This window comes from Agrobacterium sp. CMT1, assembly GCF_037203725.1.
In the GTDB taxonomy this organism is placed as follows: Bacteria; Pseudomonadota; Alphaproteobacteria; order Rhizobiales; family Rhizobiaceae; genus Agrobacterium; species Agrobacterium pusense.
The window spans coordinates 347061-362278 of sequence record NZ_JBBCAR010000017.1 but is presented as its reverse complement, the minus strand read 5'-3'; the positions used below and the strand labels follow the sequence as shown (position 1 = coordinate 362278).

Sequence of the window (15218 nt, the reverse complement as noted above, 5' to 3'; positions counted from 1 at the left end):
GGGAGTGTGTTACTGCCCGCTGCGCCCGTCACGCCGCCCGGTACGTCCGCTCCACATGCGCCTTCGTCGTCGAAACGCTGAACCGGCTGACAAGCGCCGCGAGGTTGGCGCTGACATCGCTCAGATTGTGCGTGGCTGCATTGGTCTCTTCCACCATCGCCGCATTCTTCTGCGTCAGATTGTCCATGCTGTTGATCGCCGCACTGATTTCCTGAATGCCGACGGATTGTTCCTGCGCCGCCTTGGTGAGCGAGGTGATGTGATCCTTGATGTGATCGACCTTGCTGCCGATCGTATTCAGGGATTCACCCGTTTTGTTCACCAGCGAAACGCCCTGCATGACATCCTCGGAAGACTTGGCGATCAGTGTCTTGATTTCCTTTGCGGCGGTGGCGGAGCGTTGCGCCAGTTCACGTACTTCCTGGGCGACGACGGCGAAACCCTTGCCAGCCTCGCCGGCGCGCGCGGCTTCCACGCCGGCGTTCAACGCCAATAGATTGGTCTGGAACGAAATCTCATCGATGACGGAAATAATCTGGGTGATCTTCTGCGACGAGTCCTCAATGGCGCCCATCGCTTTCACCGCATCCGTCACCACATTGCGAGAGCGTGCTGCTTCGATGGCCGAACTTTCGACGATGGCCTTGGCCTCCTCGGAGCGTTGCGCTGACAATCTGGAAATGGTGGTGATTTCCTCAACGGCTGCGGCGGTTTCCTCAAGCGCGGCCGCCTGCTGCTCCGTCCGGCGGGCCATGTCATCGGTGGCGGAGGTGAGCTCGCGCGTATTGCCGGAAATCTTGTTCGCTTCCTCCACGATCTGGGCAAAGGCACCGGCGAGATTGCCGACGGCAGTGTTGAAATTGGCGATCAGCCCTTCGAATTGCGGCGCGGTCTTTTCGTTGATGCTGGAGGTGAGGTCGCCGTTGGCCAGCCGGTCGAGGGCACTGTTGAGGAGCGTGAGAATATGGTCCTGCTCCTTCTTCATCTGCGCCTGTTCGGCCTCTACCTTATGCCGCTCGGCGGCGAGCACGTCGAGATAGACGGAAATCGAATAGTCCATGTCCAGAAGGGCGGCCTTGATTGTGGCGGACAAGGCGTCCTTCACCTTCCTGGCCTTCTTCTCCATGAATAGGCCCTTCAACTCGGACTCGATCAGGGCCTTGACGATGCCGTCAAGCATCAGCGCATAACCGCCAATGTACCATCGCGGCTCCAGCCCCAGTCTGGCATGGGTGCGGCCGATCGCGGTCACGGCATCGGTATAATCCGCGTTGAATGTACCGGAGGCGATCCTCGTCCAGTGTTTGAGTTGCATGCCCTTGGCGTGCTGCACATGTGCGTCATTGGCAAAGAACTTCGCCGTCTCCGGCACCGAGCGCACTTTCGCATAGAAGCGGTCCAGCGACGCATCGAGAGAGCCGGTGATGACGCCCTTCATGTCTGAGAGATTCTGTCGCTGCTCGTGGCCGAGCCCCAGAAAATTCAGTCTTTCTTCGAGCTGTCGGTCGGTTTTTTCTTGGCCATGCATGTCTAGTCATCCTGCTTTGGCACCCAAATCATGTCGTTGGTGCCGTTACTTGATTTAGACACGTCTAAAATTAACCAAGATATAATTTCCCCGGCCGGATTTGACGGTTGTTAATTTCAGGGGGAATTTTTCCCTGCAGATAGGGGGGTAAACAAAAACGCGCCAGTCTTTGAGACGGACGCGTTCTTGAAATATCGGTGATTGCGAAATCGGGATCAGACCGTCTCGGGGCCTTCCGCGTGCCGGGCAGGGCGCTCATTCGGGTCGCGTCCGATTTCGGCTTTCAGCGTCATCAGGTCGATGAAATGATCGGCCTGGCGGCGCAGGTCGTCGGCGATCATCGCTGGCTGGGTGGCCATGGTGGAAACCACGGAAACCTTGCGGCCCTTGCGCTGCAGCGCGTCCACCAGCGTGGTGAAATCGCCGTCGCCGGAAAACAGCACCAGGTGATCGACCGTTTCGGACTGCTCCATGGCGTCGACCGCCAGTTCGATATCCATGTTACCCTTGATCTTGCGGCGGCCGAGCGCGTCGGTAAATTCCTTCGCCGGCTTCGTCACGACCTTGTAACCGTTATAGTCTAGCCAGTCGATCAGCGGGCGGATCGAGGAATATTCCTGATCTTCGATCAGGGCCGTGTAATAATAGGCGCGCAGCAGATAGCCGCGCTTTTGAAACGCCTTCAGAAGCTTGCGGTAGTCGATATCGAATCCCAGGCTTTTCGATGCTGCATAAAGATTGGCTCCATCTATGAAGAGCGCAATTTTCTCCCGTGGATCGAACATTCCATCCCATTCCTTTTTTTTGGAAAGGCCATTATCTGGCTTTTATATCCGGTCGATAGCGCTAAATATCATGTCGTATCAACGCGCTTTGCGTACCGCCGTTGCGTTTTAAGTAAGCTACCTTCCCCCTTATTCCAAGACAATTCTTCTAGACATTTTGTTCATCAGGCGCCAAACATCGAGGATAAGGTGCCAAAAGACGCCAAAGACAGGAAAAACTTGAATTCCGCGGCCAATGGCTGTATCGGAAGCTGGAAAGCTTCGTCGCGAGAAATTCCAGGTGTTTTCCGCACGGCACGAAGCGCAGATTCAATAGGTTAGAGCAACCCTTGTGCATCCTGAAGACCGCACGGCGCTCTGATCCACGACATTACGACCCGCAAAGGACAGGCAATGGCCCGCGTCACAGTTGAAGATTGCATTGATAAAGTAGACAACCGTTTCGAGCTGGTGCTTCTCGCCAGCCACCGTGCGCGCCAGATTTCTCAGGGCTCTTCCATCACGGTTGACCGCGATAATGACAAGAACCCCGTCGTTGCGCTGCGTGAAATCGCCGACGAGACGCTGTCTCCCGACGATCTGAAGGAAGACCTCATCCATTCGCTGCAGAAGCACGTGGAAGTGGACGAGCCCGAGCCCGATCCGGTCACGCTTGCCGCCGCCGCTGCCGACAGCGAAGAAGACGACCAGCCGGAAACTGTCACCTTCGACCAGATGTCGGAAGAAGAACTGCTGGCCGGTATCGAAGGCCTTGTGCCGCCGGAAAAAAATGACGATTATTGATCCGGTTTTATGACGCCTTTGGCAGATGGCGGTTACCGTCTGTCAATAGTTGCCGTCATAATCTGATCCTTATTGATGCAGCATTGTGCGCCGACCCCAAGGTTGGCGCGCTTTCTTTTTGTGGAATATCGCATGATGCGGCAATACGAACTCGTTGAGCGGGTTCAAAAATATAAACCGGATGCGAATGAGGCCCTGCTGAACAAGGCCTATGTTTACGCGATGCAGAAACACGGCCAGCAGAAGCGGGCCAATGGCGACCCCTACATCTCCCATCCGCTGGAAGTTGCCGCAATCCTCACCGAAATGCATCTCGACGAATCGACCATCGCGGTGGCGTTGCTGCACGATACGATCGAGGACACCACCGCAACTCGCGCTGAAATCGACGAATTATTCGGCGAAGACATCGGCCGGCTGGTGGAAGGGCTGACCAAGCTCAAGAAGCTTGATCTCGTAACCCGCAAGGCGAAACAGGCGGAGAACCTGCGCAAGCTGCTCCTCGCCATTTCCGATGACGTGCGCGTTCTCCTGGTGAAGCTCGCCGATCGCCTGCACAACATGCGTACCATGGAATACATGCCGGCCGACAAGCGCAGCCGTATTTCCGAGGAAACCATGGAAATCTATGCGCCGCTCGCCGGCCGCATGGGCATGCAGGACATGCGCGACGAGCTGGAGGACCTGTCCTTCCGTTATCTCAATCCTGAAGCCTATGAGACGGTGACAAACCGTCTGCAGGAACTGGAAACGCGCAATGAAGGCCTCATCAAGAAGATCGAGGACGAGCTGCGTGAATTGCTCGTGGCGAACGGCCTCATCGGCGCGGGCGTCAAGGGTCGGCAGAAAAAGCCTTATTCGGTGTTTCGCAAGATGCAGTCGAAGTCGCTCTCTTTCGAGCAGCTGTCTGACGTCTACGGTTTCCGCATTCTGGTCGACGACATTCCCTCCTGCTATCGGGCGCTCGGCATCGTGCACACACGCTGGCGTGTGGTGCCGGGCCGCTTCAAGGATTACATCTCCACGCCGAAGCAGAACGACTATCGCTCCATCCACACCACCATCGTTGGCCCGTCGCGCCAGCGTATCGAGCTGCAGATCCGCACCAAGCGCATGCATGAGATCGCCGAATTCGGTATTGCCGCCCACGCGCTCTACAAGGATGGCGAAAACGGGGAGGGCGATCTGCTTTCGCCGGAAAGCAACGCCTATTCCTGGCTGCGCCACACCATCGAATCGCTGGCGGAAGGCGACAGCCCGGAAGAATTCCTTGAGCATACCAAGCTGGAACTCTTTCAGGATCAGGTGTTCTGCTTCACGCCCAAGGGCAAGCTCATTGCCCTGCCGCGCGGCGCGACGCCCATCGATTTTGCCTATGCGGTGCACACCAATATCGGCGACACCACCGTTGGCGCCAAGATCAACGGCCGGATCATGCCGCTCGTCACCCGGCTGAACAATGGCGACGAGGTGGAGATCATCCGCTCCGGCGTGCAGGTGCCGCCCGCCGCATGGGAAGAGGTAGTGGTGACGGGCAAGGCCCGCTCGGCCATCCGCCGCGCCACCCGTATGGCCATCCGCAAACAATATTCCGGCCTTGGTTATCGCATTCTCGAGCGCACCTTCGAACGCGCCGGCAAGGCCTTCTCCAAGGAGGCGCTGAAGCCGGTCCTGCATCGGCTGGCGCAGAAGGATGTCGAGGACGCCATCGCGGCTGTCGGCCGTGGCGAGGTTTCCTCGCTCGATGTGCTGCGCGCGGTATTCCCGGATTATCAGGACGAGCGCGTGACGGTGAAGATGACCGGTGACGACGGCTGGTTCAACATGCGCAGCGCCTCGGGCATGGTCTTCAAGATACCGGGCAAGTCCCGTTCGGCGCTGGAGGATGACGGTGCGGCCGAAATGCTCGACGGGCCTGACCCGCTGCCCATTCGTGGCCTTTCCGGCAATGTCGACGTGCATTTCGGGCCGGCCGGCGCCGTTCCGGGGGACCGCATCGTCGGCATCATGGAAAAGGGCAAGGGCATCACCATCTATCCAATCCAGGCGCCGGCGCTTCAGCGCTTCGATGACGAGCCGGAACGCTGGATCGATGTGCGGTGGGATCTGGACGAAGCGAACAAGTCGCGCTTCATGGCGCGGGTGATGATCAATGCGTTGAACGAGCCGGGCACGCTTGCCTCGGTGGCGCAGTCGATCGCAACGCTCGACGTCAATATTCGCGGGCTGAACATGGTCCGCATCGGTACTGACTTCTCCGAGTTGGCGCTGGACGTGGAAGTCTGGGATCTCAGGCAGCTGAACCAGCTTCTGTCGCAGCTCAAGGATCTGGATTGCGTCTCCACGGTCACGCGTGCCTTTGATTGAGGCATTTTTGATGCCTTTGAGATAGCGGAAGGCCGCTGTTATGCGTTCTGTGCATGGCAGCGGCCTTTTCCTGTCTCTGGTGGTTAATGCGGTTTGCGACTATTTTCCTCTCAGAAATTGAAGAGAAGGAAACGCGGCGTGCCGGTGGATGAACACCGATGAGAAACGCCCGTTCCAAACCGAAAGGACCGAAAATCATGTTTACTCCGCTTCGCAAGATCGCTCGCGCCGTTCGTGGCAAGACCACCCAGGAACGCGAATTCGAATATCTCAGCGGCTCGGTATCGAATGTCGACCTCGAGTTCCGTCAGCGCGAAATCGACCGCGGCCTGTTCCGCCGGTAATGCGCTGAGCGCATGGCAGCCAATCGCCATGCGTATGGACACGGATAGCGCGGCGGTAATGGCCTGTGTTTTCCTGTGCACCGCAAGCCCAGGAGATACGCGCCTCAGCGCGTCTCCTCCATGCCGCTGTCCAGTGTGACTGATCGGGTATGCTGCATCTGCAATGATCAGCGTGGGATAACCGGGCAAAAGTTCTTTGTTGCCTACCACGCTCTTGGCTCGGCCGGGGTGATGAAATAGACTGCCCCCATGCCGTTTCGCCGCCGTGAACCCCTTGGTTTTTCAGAGAAGATTCGCGACCTCTTCTGGCCGCGAACGGGTTTTTCCCGTTCGTTGCGCTATATGAAGTTGCGCCTGCTCAGGCTTTCCGCCTCTCCCCATTCCATTGCCGCCGGTGTCGCCATCGGTGTGGGTGTGGCGTGGATGCCGTTTCTCGGTGTTCACATCATCATTGCCATGGCGCTCGGTTTCCTCATGCGCGTCAACCTCGTGGCGGCGGCACTCGGTACGACTTTCGCCAATCCGCTGACATTTCCTTTCATCTGGGCCTCCACCTGGGAGCTGGGACATGTCATTCTCGGGCGAAAGACGTCGGAAAGTGCTGCGCATGTGGATTTCGTGGCGCTGTTTAGCCATCTTGAATTCCGGCAGATATGGACGCCGGTACTGGAACCCATGACCATTGGTGCGGTTCCGCCAGCCATCATCAGCGCGGTCATCGCCTATATCGCCGTTTATGGGCTCATCAACGGTTTTCAGCGCCGCAAGATGGAAAATCTCGCGCATCGCGCCGCCAACAAGAATGCTTCTCTGGAGATGTTGAAATGATCATTGGATTGGGAAGCGACCTGATAGACATCCGGCGCGTTGAAAAATCGATCGAGCGCTTCGGCGAGCGTTTCACCCATCGGTGTTTCACCGATATCGAGCGCGCCAAATCCGATGGCCGCAAGAACCGCGCCGCGTCCTATGCCAAGCGTTTCGCCGCCAAGGAGGCCTGTTCCAAGGCGCTTGGCACCGGCCTTGCGAACGGCGTTTTCTGGAAGGACATGGGCGTCGTCAACCTTCCGGGCGGCAAGCCCACCATGGTGCTGACAAACGGGGCAGGGGAGCGACTGGCGGCCATGCTGCCCGCAGGCCATCGCGCCAATATTCACCTGACGATCACGGATGACCACCCTTACGCTCAGGCATTTGTGATCATCGAGGCGCTTCCCGTGATCGATTGACGCCTGGGGGCACCGTTGGGCGCGCTCTATTTGCACGGCTGTCACAGAAGCGCTTCCCTTCGGGCTGGAAAGGTTCTAGAGAAGTCGCAGAAATATGAAAGCGTTGCGGGCCGCGTGAAACAGCATCACCCGCCCCAGGCGCGATAAGCAACGGCCCGTCAGCTTCTTGGATCGAAGAAGCCGGGAAACAATCAGGCAGGTCTTTAAGTGTCGGAAAAAGCGGAAAAGAAGCAGAACGCCCTTTGGGAGAACGTCAAGGTCATCATTCAGGCGCTGCTGCTGGCGATGGTCATCCGCACCGTGCTGTTTCAGCCCTTCACCATCCCGTCGGGCTCGATGATGCCGACGCTGCTGGTCGGCGACTATCTTTTCGTCAACAAGTTCTCCTACGGCTATTCTAAATATTCGCTGCCTTTCTCGCCGAACCTGTTTTCGGGCCGCATTCTGGAATTCAGCAAGCCGAAGCGCGGCGATGTCGTGGTCTTCCGCCTGCCGCCCAATCCTGAAGTGGATTACATCAAGCGTCTGGTCGGCCTGCCGGGCGACCGAATTCAGGTCACGAATGGCGTGCTGTTCATCAACGGCCAGCCGGTGCCCAAGCAGCCCGACGGCACCTTCACGTCGGATTATCGCGCCGATCCGGGCGCCAACGTACCCGTTTTCCGCGAAACGCTTGACAATGGCGTTACCTACGACACGCTCGATCAGTCGCCCGACTCGCGCGGCGACAACACCCGCGAATTCGTGGTCCCCGAAGGCCATTATTTCATGATGGGCGACAACAGAGACAATTCGCTAGATAGCCGCTTCGATGTCGGTTTCGTGCCGGAAGAAAACCTGATTGGCCGCGCCAGCGTCATCTTCTTCTCTTTGGGCAACGACACGCCGTTCAGCCGCATTTGGGAATGGCCGGCCAACATGCGTTGGGACCGCCTGTTCAAGGTTGTGGGATGAGCAAGACCAAGCCGCTTTCCGCGGACGAGATTTCCCGTCTGGAAGCGTTGATCGGATATGAGTTCAAGGAAAAGGCCCGGCTCGACCGGGCCTTGACCCATGCCAGCGCCCGCTCCGCCGCGGCGGGCAATTACGAACGTCTGGAGTTTCTGGGCGACCGCGTTCTGGGTCTCTGCGTTGCAGAGCTTCTGTTCTCCATCTTCCGCAATGCGTCCGAAGGTGAGCTTTCGGTGCGTTTGAACCAACTGGTCAGCGCCGAATCCTGCGCGTCGATCGCTGACGAGATGGGCCTGCACAATTTCATCCGCACCGGATCCGACGTCAAGAAACTCACCGGCAAGGCGATGCTGAACGTGCGCGCCGATGTCGTCGAAAGCCTGATTGCCACCATCTATCTGGATGGCGGCCTCGATGCGTCGCGCAAATTCATTCTGAAATATTGGCAGGGCCGTGCCACGAGCGTGGATGCCGGACGGCGTGACGCGAAAACGGAACTGCAGGAATGGGCGCACGCAAAGTTTGCGGTCACCCCATCTTACCGGGTTGACGATCGCTCCGGACCGGATCACGATCCCCGCTTTACGGTGACTGTTGAAATTCCCGGCGTAAAGCCGGAAACCGGCGTCGAGCGTTCCAAGCGCGCGGCCGAGCAGGTGGCGGCAACCAGATTGCTGGAACGCGAAGGCGTCTGGCAGAAAAGCTCTACCTGAAACTGAGCTGACCGGCGACGGCAGCTGACTATCAAGCGCATGGCGAGCCCTCTGGCCGCATGTTGAATACCTCTGACCTTGAATGGATATCATGACCGATCACGAAAACCCCGCCTCGACAGGCGAAGACAATGCCCTTCCGACCCGCTCCGGCTTCGTTGCCCTCATTGGCCCTACAAATGCCGGTAAGTCGACGCTGGTAAACCGGCTGGTGGGCGCCAAGGTTTCCATCGTCAGCCACAAGGTGCAGACGACGCGTGCGGTCATGCGCGGCATCGCCATTCACGACAACGCGCAGATCGTGTTCATGGACACGCCCGGTATCTTCAAGCCGCGCCGTCGGCTGGACCGCGCCATGGTCACCTCCGCCTGGGGCGGCGCGAAGGACGCCGATCTCATTCTTCTTTTGATCGACAGCGAGCGCGGCCTGAAGGGCGACGCTGAGGCGATTCTCGAAGGCCTGAGGGACGTCCCCCAGAAGAAAATCCTCTGCCTCAACAAGATCGACCAGGTAAAGCGCGAAGACCTCCTGAAGCTCGCCGCCGCCGCCAATGAGACGGTCGCCTTCGACCGCACCTTCATGATCTCGGCGACCAATGGCTCCGGTTGTGAAGACCTGATGAACTATCTGGCTGCCGAATTGCCGGAAGGCCCATGGTATTATCCGGAAGACCAGATCTCCGACCTGCCCATGCGCCAGCTTGCCGCCGAAATCACCCGCGAAAAGCTGTTCCTGCGCCTGCACCAGGAACTGCCCTATGCCTCGCATGTCGAGACGGAAAAGTGGGAAGAGCGCAAGGATGGCTCAGTGCGCATCGAGCAGGTGATCTATGTCGAGCGCGACAGCCAGAAAAAGATTGCGCTCGGCAAGAACGGCGATGCCATCAAGGCGATCTCCACCGCCTCGCGCAAGGAACTCTCGGAAATCCTCGAACAGCCGGTGCATCTATTCCTGTTCGTCAAGGTGCGCGAGAACTGGGGCGACGACCCGGAGCGTTTCCGCGAAATGGGGCTGGAATTCCCGCGAGGCTGAAAGCGCGTCATTCCCGCGTTTCTGGGAGGATACAGAAACGCGGTGGGAGGAGCGCGATGTCTTTGTTCCCGGCAGGGAACCGAATATCCTTGGAACGGGTTGTTCCAAAAACAATTGGGCGCAACCTTTTTTCGTGATGGATATTCATGTCACCCAAAAAACCGAACGGGATTTCCACCACCCCCTGCCAGCAATGCCCGCTGCGCGATCTACCGCATTTCAGGGACTTTTCTTCTTCGGAACTGGATTTCGTGTCCCGTTTCAAGACGGGGGAATTGGCGGTGGAGAGCGGCTCCGTCATTCTGATGGAAGGCTCGCACAGCGCTCACCTCTACACGGTGCTTGCGGGCTGGGCATTTCGCTACAAGACTTTGGAGGACGGCCGGCGGCAGATCCTGAATTACGTGATGCCGGGCGACCTCGTCGGCCTGCAGGGCACGGTGATGGGGGAGATGCAGCACTCGGTTGAGGCCTTGTCGCCGGTCACGCTATGCGTCTTCGAGCGATCGCGCCTCAACAATCTCTTTACCGACCACCCGACGCTTGCCTATGATCTGACATGGATTGCGGCGAGCGAAGAGCGCATGCTCGACAGTCATCTGCTCAGCATCGGCCGTCGCACGGCGCTTGAGCGCGCGGCCTACCTTATCGCTTTCCTTTACAGCAGGGCGAAAGCGGTCGCGCTGCTGCAGGGGGAGGCGACGATCCCTGTCACCCAGCAGCACGTGGCCGATACGCTCGGCCTCTCCATCGTCCACACCAACAAGACGCTGAGAAAGCTCGTCGATCGCGGGCTTATCCGCTGGACGGACAAGGGCTGTCTGGTGCTGGATGACGCCGGACTGGCGCAAGTTGCGGGCTGGGAAAGCGACGGCAAGCGGCAGAGACCGTTTATCTGATCTTCCGACATGTCTTTTTTAAATGACGGGCGAGCCGCAATTTGCGACTGCTCCCATGATATCTCACTGGAGAATCGTTTCGAAGACGACGGCTTCGAGCCTGACGGCTCTCTTTGTTAGGAAGAAAAATATGGTGCCACAACGGGTTATCATCGTTGAGGATGAATATCTGGTGGCGCTCGATGTTGAGGCGGTTCTCCAGTCGATGGGTGTGGAGACCGTTATCATCGCCACGACGCTTGCGCAGGCGAGGAAGGCTCTCGAAGAGGATGGCGCCGATTGCGTGCTTCTCGATGTCAGCCTTTCTGACGGTAAAAGCTATGATTTTGCACGCCACTTGCGGTCTGCGTCCATTCCTTTCGGTTTTGTCAGCGGTTACGGCGACACGACCGGATTCCCCGAAGATCTCCTGCATGCGCCCTTACTCGGCAAGCCTTTCGGAGAAAACGAAATCACCGATTTCGTCCTCCGCCTCGTCGATGCGGCGCGTGTTACCGTAAAAGAATAACGTTTCGCCGCCGGATCGGTTATGATCGGGCTTGAATCGAAATTCGGACAGGTTTCATGCAGTGGCAGGATGAGGCGATCATTCTCGGCGTAAAGCGCCATGGCGAGACGAGTGTCATCGCCGAGGTGATGACCCGCACACGCGGCCGCCATCTCGGCATGGTGCGCTCCGGGCGCTCCCGCAGCATGCAGCCGGTGCTGCAGGCGGGAAACCGGGTAGACGTCGTCTGGCGCGCGCGCCTTGACGATCATCTCGGAGAATACCGCATCGAGCCCCTGCAACTGCGCGCGGCGCAATTGATGGAAACGGCCACCGCCGTATACGGCGTCCAGGCCATGGGCGCGCTGCTGAGGCTTTTGCCGGAGCGCGATCCGCATCCGCATCTTTATCAGGCGCTCGATATCATTCTCGATAATCTCCACGACCCGGCCGATGCAGGCGAACTTTTCGTGCGCTTCGAGTTGGCGGTGCTGAATGATCTCGGTTTCGGGCTTGATCTTACCGAATGTGCGGCGACGGGGCTGCGCAACGATCTCATCTATGTTTCGCCGAAAACGGGAAGGGCGGTCTGCCGCACGGCGGGAGCACCTTATGCGGACCGGATGCTGTCGCTTCCGGCTTTTCTCGGCGAAGGCCAGTCGAAAGCCGCTGATCCCGAGAGCCTTGCGGCAGCTTTTCGCCTGACCGCCCATTTTCTCAACCGCCATGTCTACGATCCGCGCGGGCTCAATGAAAACGCCGCCCGCGACGGTTTCGTGCAGGCGGCGCTGAAGGCTTTGGAGCGCAGGGGATCGCCGCCCGCACTGGACAGGGCCGGTTAGTTCCGGGCCATCGCTATTGGGCGAAGGCCGGCCGTGGGGCGGGGCGTTCTTCAATGGGCCAGTGCACGACGGCCGCAAAAATCCCCATGCCGACGCCAAGCCACCAGACGAGGTCGTAAGAACCGAACCTGTCATAAAGAAAGCCGCCCAGCCAGACGCCAAGGAACGAGCCGATCTGGTGGGTGAGGAACACGACGCCGCCGAGCATGCCGAGATGGCGCGTGCCGAACATGATGGCCACCAGCGCATTTGTGGGCGGCACGGTGGAGAGCCAGAGTATGCCCATGACGGAAGCAAAGAGAATGACTGAAAGCGGCGATTGCGGCAAAAGCAGAAAGGCAGTCACGACCACGGAACGGGCAATATAGATATAGGCCAGGAAATAGGGCTTGGAATAACGCTGTGCGATGACGCCGGCGGCCAGCGATCCGATGATGTTGAAGAAGCCGATGAGCGCCATGGCAATCACCGCGTAGCGTGGTTCGATACCGATATCGCCGAGATAGGCCGGGAAATGCGCGGTGATGAAGGCCACCTGGAAACCACAGACGAAGAAGCCCGTCGTCAGCAGCAGATAGCTCTTGTGGCCAAGCGCTTCCTTCAGCGCTTCGCCCGCGGTCTGCTGGAACTGCGCCTGCGACTGGGTGCCGGAGGATGAGTTTCCGCGCATGAAAAAGGCGAGCAGCGGCACCAGCATCATCATGGCGGCGAGCCAGACGAGACTGTCCGACCAGCCATAGGTGGAAATCAGCCCCTGGCTGATAGGTGCAAACAGGAACATGCCTGCCGAACCCGCCGCCGTGCCGATACCAAAGGCGAATGAACGCTGCTGCGGCGTGACATGGCGGGCGAAGGCGGAAAGGATGACGCTGAAGGACCCTGCGGCAATGCCAAGCCCAACGAGAACGCCGCCGCCGAAATGCAGCCAGAAGGGCGATGTGCCGAAGGACATGCAGATGAGGCCCGTCGCATAAAGAAAGCCCGAGAGCACGAGCACGCGGCCCGTACCGAACTTATCGGCGATGGCACCGAAGAAGGGTTGGCCGAGACCCCAGAAGAGGTTCTGCAGCGCCATGGCAAGACCGAAGGTTGAACGATCCCAGCCGGTATCGGCCAGCATCGGCAACTGGAAAAAGCCCATGGCGGAGCGGGGGCCGAACGTCATGACTGCAATCAGCGACCCGGCTGCGATAATCAGCCAGGGCATGCTCTGGCGAGTGGCTTGCGACATGAATATTCCCCCCTCGCAGCGCCCACCTCTGAAAGAAGCGCTAAGCATGCTGCGGATTCCACAATGATGGGATGAATATTATCTTTTGTTAGCCGGCCCCACTAGCGACTTTTCTTGACGGCCATTATTCATGCGATTGATGGAATGCGGCCTAAGAGGCGACGATGAAACAGAATATCTACGACGATCCAGGGTTTTTCGAGCGCTACAGCGCCATGCCGCGTTCCGTGGAAGGTCTGCGTCAGGCCGGTGAGTGGCACGAATTGCGCGCCATGCTGCCCCCGCTGAAAGACAAGTCCTTTCTCGACCTCGGTTGCGGTTTCGGCTGGCATTGCCGCTTTGCCGCGGAGCAGGGCGCACGCCATGTCGTCGGCGTCGATCTCTCGGAGAATATGTTGCGCCGCGCCGCCGAGATCAATGGTGGGTCCGGCATCGAATATCGCCGCGCCGCTATCGAAGACATCGATTTTCCGCGGCAGAGTTTCGATGTGGTGCTGAGTTCCCTTGCCCTGCATTACGTCCGCGATCTCGACGTGGCATTCGCAAGGATTTTCGCCGTGCTGAAAGCGGGCGGCGATTTCATTTTTTCCATCGAGCATCCCGTTTTTACGGCGCTGGAAAAACAGGACTGGTTTTACGGCGAGGATGGCGAAATCCTGCACTGGCCACTCGACAACTACCAGAACGAGGGCGTGCGCCACTGCAACTGGATGGCAGACGATGTGGTGAAATACCACCGCACCGTGTCAGCTATCGTCAACGGCCTCCTGTCCGCTGGTTTCACCCTGACGCGTCTGGCGGAACCACGACCGGATCCGGCTTTGGTGGCCGAGCGCCCGGAGCTGAAGCATGAAGACCGCCGCCCGATCTTTTTGATCGTCGGTGTGAAGAAGTCGTGACATGACCCGTGCGTTGTATCGCCGGGGTGCACAAAGATTGAGATCGGCGCGTCAGGCTCGAAGCTTGCCTTGTTCATAGTGCTCCGTCCTCTCCTTATCTCTGTGCGTGTCACAGAGATCCAGCCAGCCCAAGTCTTTGGGCTGAGGGATTGTTTCGCCGCGCAGACGCGCATCGGCTGGATCCCTGTGACAAGCACAGGATGAGGGGAGCGAGGGTTTGACGACAGGTTAAAGCGCTGCCTGATGCCCAGAGGATTCCGTTTGAACCGGACTGACTTAGCGCCTCTTGATCGCCCAGCCTTCGGGCCTTTCCTCGATCACCTTTGCGACGTCGCCGACAGACAGCCTGCCTTCACCGCGCGGCGTCACGTTCCAGCCGAACAGCGGGCCGGGCACGCGCCGGTCTGCGGACATGCGGATGCGGCCCATGGCCTTCATGGGAGAGGGCACATCGCGGGAGCCGGTCGTCTGATCCTGCGTGGTCATGATGCAGCGGGCGCAGGGTTTGACGAGATCGAAGCGAATGCCGCCGATCTCGATGGCCGCCCACCCGTCTTCCGCCCATGGTTCGTCCGTCTCAAGCACGATATTGGGCCGGAACCGCTCCATGCCAACGTCGTCTTCGCCATTTTCGCGCATGTTGTCGTTCAGCGCGGCGAGCGAGGCGGTGGTGGTGACAAGGATCTGGTAGCCGTCGGCAAAGGTGACGGGCGTTTCATTGCCTGTCCACTCGAGGCTCGCGATGCGTTTGGAAGCGTTATCGAAAAAGGCGAGCTTCACTTCGCGTCCGAGCCATGCCGAGAGCGTGTCATTGGTCACAGCGTCGGCCATATTGGCGCTGACGATCGATTTCCATACCGCCACATCCATGCGCTCGCCGGATGGGCTTGCGACGATCTCGCCATGCTGGTCGCGCGAAAGCAACATGCCCCCGTCCTCGTGCCGCGCCAGAACCGTGGCAATGGCAGGCAATTCACGCTGGGTGATGAAGTGGCCCGACGGGTCCACAAGCATGGCGCGACGGTCACCCGGCAGACCCTCGGCCGACACGGCGCTATCCGAGAGGGAAATGCCGCGCGCGCTTTTCAGCGGGTAGATATTAAGCTCTGTCACACGCATCATGCTTC

At 58.9% G+C, this 15218-nt stretch carries 16 protein-coding genes; 12 read left to right on the top strand and 4 right to left on the bottom strand.

Going from position 1 to position 15218, the window contains the following annotated elements:
• Positions 1–28: 28 nt before the first annotated feature.
• Together WA845_RS21185 and WA845_RS21180 are read right to left on the bottom strand one after the other, a co-directional pair.
• Positions 29–1528 carry a globin-coupled sensor protein gene (locus tag WA845_RS21185; RefSeq protein ID WP_004440899.1) on the bottom strand — a complete coding sequence of 500 codons (1500 nt, stop codon included), beginning with the start codon at positions 1526–1528 and terminating at the stop codon, positions 29–31.
• A gap of 215 nt (positions 1529–1743) precedes the next feature.
• Positions 1744–2313: a LabA-like NYN domain-containing protein gene (locus tag WA845_RS21180; protein ID WP_004440903.1), complete on the bottom strand. Its 570-nt coding sequence runs from the start codon at positions 2311–2313 to the stop codon at positions 1744–1746.
• Between the two features lie 393 nt (positions 2314–2706).
• Here WA845_RS21180 and rpoZ point away from each other — a divergent pair, with 393 nt between their 5' ends.
• The 11 genes from rpoZ to recO all read left to right on the top strand — a co-directional run bounded on the left by rpoZ (position 2707) and on the right by recO (position 11961).
• Positions 2707–3096 carry a DNA-directed RNA polymerase subunit omega gene (gene rpoZ, locus WA845_RS21175; protein ID WP_003521126.1) on the top strand — a complete coding sequence of 130 codons (390 nt, stop codon included), beginning with the start codon at positions 2707–2709 and terminating at the stop codon, positions 3094–3096.
• 132 nt (positions 3097–3228) lie between these two features.
• Entirely contained in the window at positions 3229–5463 is a 2235-nt protein-coding gene (locus tag WA845_RS21170; protein WP_004440906.1) for a RelA/SpoT family protein, read from the top strand.
• Between the two features lie 197 nt (positions 5464–5660).
• A complete protein-coding gene (locus tag WA845_RS21165; RefSeq protein WP_003496944.1) occupies positions 5661–5807 on the top strand; it encodes a hypothetical protein in 147 nt (48 codons plus the stop codon).
• A gap of 249 nt (positions 5808–6056) precedes the next feature.
• Positions 6057–6635, top strand: coding sequence for a DUF2062 domain-containing protein (locus tag WA845_RS21160; protein WP_006699396.1), 579 nt, complete (start codon positions 6057–6059; stop codon positions 6633–6635).
• Positions 6632–7036, top strand: coding sequence for a holo-ACP synthase (gene acpS, locus WA845_RS21155; protein ID WP_004440912.1), 405 nt, complete (start codon positions 6632–6634; stop codon positions 7034–7036). The genes WA845_RS21160 and acpS overlap by 4 nt, the downstream gene beginning before the upstream one ends.
• A gap of 207 nt (positions 7037–7243) precedes the next feature.
• Positions 7244–7990 carry a signal peptidase I gene (gene lepB / locus WA845_RS21150; RefSeq protein WP_003509951.1) on the top strand — a complete coding sequence of 249 codons (747 nt, stop codon included), beginning with the start codon at positions 7244–7246 and terminating at the stop codon, positions 7988–7990.
• Positions 7987–8700: a ribonuclease III gene (gene rnc, locus WA845_RS21145; RefSeq protein WP_004440914.1), complete on the top strand. Its 714-nt coding sequence runs from the start codon at positions 7987–7989 to the stop codon at positions 8698–8700. Before lepB ends, rnc begins: the two co-directional genes overlap by 4 nt.
• A gap of 82 nt (positions 8701–8782) precedes the next feature.
• Complete coding sequence (era, locus tag WA845_RS21140) at positions 8783–9733, top strand: GTPase Era (protein ID WP_162719121.1); 951 nt, start codon at positions 8783–8785, stop codon at positions 9731–9733.
• A gap of 146 nt (positions 9734–9879) precedes the next feature.
• Positions 9880–10632, top strand: a complete 753-nt coding sequence (locus WA845_RS21135; protein ID WP_004440919.1) for a Crp/Fnr family transcriptional regulator — start codon at positions 9880–9882, stop codon at positions 10630–10632.
• Between the two features lie 130 nt (positions 10633–10762).
• Positions 10763–11140 carry a response regulator gene (locus tag WA845_RS21130; RefSeq protein ID WP_004440922.1) on the top strand — a complete coding sequence of 126 codons (378 nt, stop codon included), beginning with the start codon at positions 10763–10765 and terminating at the stop codon, positions 11138–11140.
• A gap of 56 nt (positions 11141–11196) precedes the next feature.
• Positions 11197–11961: a DNA repair protein RecO gene (gene recO / locus WA845_RS21125; protein ID WP_006699397.1), complete on the top strand. Its 765-nt coding sequence runs from the start codon at positions 11197–11199 to the stop codon at positions 11959–11961.
• 13 nt (positions 11962–11974) lie between these two features.
• Here the strand turns inward: recO and WA845_RS21120 are convergent, their stop codons facing one another.
• Positions 11975–13192: an MFS transporter gene (locus WA845_RS21120; RefSeq protein WP_004440927.1), complete on the bottom strand. Its 1218-nt coding sequence runs from the start codon at positions 13190–13192 to the stop codon at positions 11975–11977.
• Between the two features lie 164 nt (positions 13193–13356).
• Here WA845_RS21120 and WA845_RS21115 point away from each other — a divergent pair, with 164 nt between their 5' ends.
• Entirely contained in the window at positions 13357–14091 is a 735-nt protein-coding gene (locus WA845_RS21115) for a class I SAM-dependent methyltransferase (RefSeq protein WP_037088919.1), read from the top strand.
• A 276-nt stretch (positions 14092–14367) separates the two neighbouring features.
• Here the strand turns inward: WA845_RS21115 and WA845_RS21110 are convergent, their stop codons facing one another.
• Entirely contained in the window at positions 14368–15210 is an 843-nt protein-coding gene (locus tag WA845_RS21110) for an MOSC domain-containing protein (protein ID WP_112553635.1), read from the bottom strand.
• Positions 15211–15218 lie beyond the last annotated feature (8 nt).

Coding starts and splice junctions, on each gene's coding strand:
- acpS (WP_004440912.1), top strand. CDS start 6,632: ATGATCATTGGATTGGGAAGCGACCTGATAGACATCCGGCGCGTTGAA.
- WA845_RS21115 (WP_037088919.1), top strand. CDS start 13,357: ATGAAACAGAATATCTACGACGATCCAGGGTTTTTCGAGCGCTACAGC.
- WA845_RS21130 (WP_004440922.1), top strand. CDS start 10,763: ATGGTGCCACAACGGGTTATCATCGTTGAGGATGAATATCTGGTGGCG.
- rnc (WP_004440914.1), top strand. CDS start 7,987: ATGAGCAAGACCAAGCCGCTTTCCGCGGACGAGATTTCCCGTCTGGAA.
- WA845_RS21110 (WP_112553635.1), bottom strand. CDS start 15,210: ATGCGTGTGACAGAGCTTAATATCTACCCGCTGAAAAGCGCGCGCGGC.
- WA845_RS21185 (WP_004440899.1), bottom strand. CDS start 1,528: ATGCATGGCCAAGAAAAAACCGACCGACAGCTCGAAGAAAGACTGAAT.
- recO (WP_006699397.1), top strand. CDS start 11,197: ATGCAGTGGCAGGATGAGGCGATCATTCTCGGCGTAAAGCGCCATGGC.
- WA845_RS21170 (WP_004440906.1), top strand. CDS start 3,229: ATGATGCGGCAATACGAACTCGTTGAGCGGGTTCAAAAATATAAACCG.
- WA845_RS21180 (WP_004440903.1), bottom strand. CDS start 2,313: ATGTTCGATCCACGGGAGAAAATTGCGCTCTTCATAGATGGAGCCAAT.
- rpoZ (WP_003521126.1), top strand. CDS start 2,707: ATGGCCCGCGTCACAGTTGAAGATTGCATTGATAAAGTAGACAACCGT.
- WA845_RS21165 (WP_003496944.1), top strand. CDS start 5,661: ATGTTTACTCCGCTTCGCAAGATCGCTCGCGCCGTTCGTGGCAAGACC.
- WA845_RS21120 (WP_004440927.1), bottom strand. CDS start 13,192: ATGTCGCAAGCCACTCGCCAGAGCATGCCCTGGCTGATTATCGCAGCC.
- era (WP_162719121.1), top strand. CDS start 8,783: ATGGATATCATGACCGATCACGAAAACCCCGCCTCGACAGGCGAAGAC.
- WA845_RS21135 (WP_004440919.1), top strand. CDS start 9,880: ATGTCACCCAAAAAACCGAACGGGATTTCCACCACCCCCTGCCAGCAA.
- WA845_RS21160 (WP_006699396.1), top strand. CDS start 6,057: ATGCCGTTTCGCCGCCGTGAACCCCTTGGTTTTTCAGAGAAGATTCGC.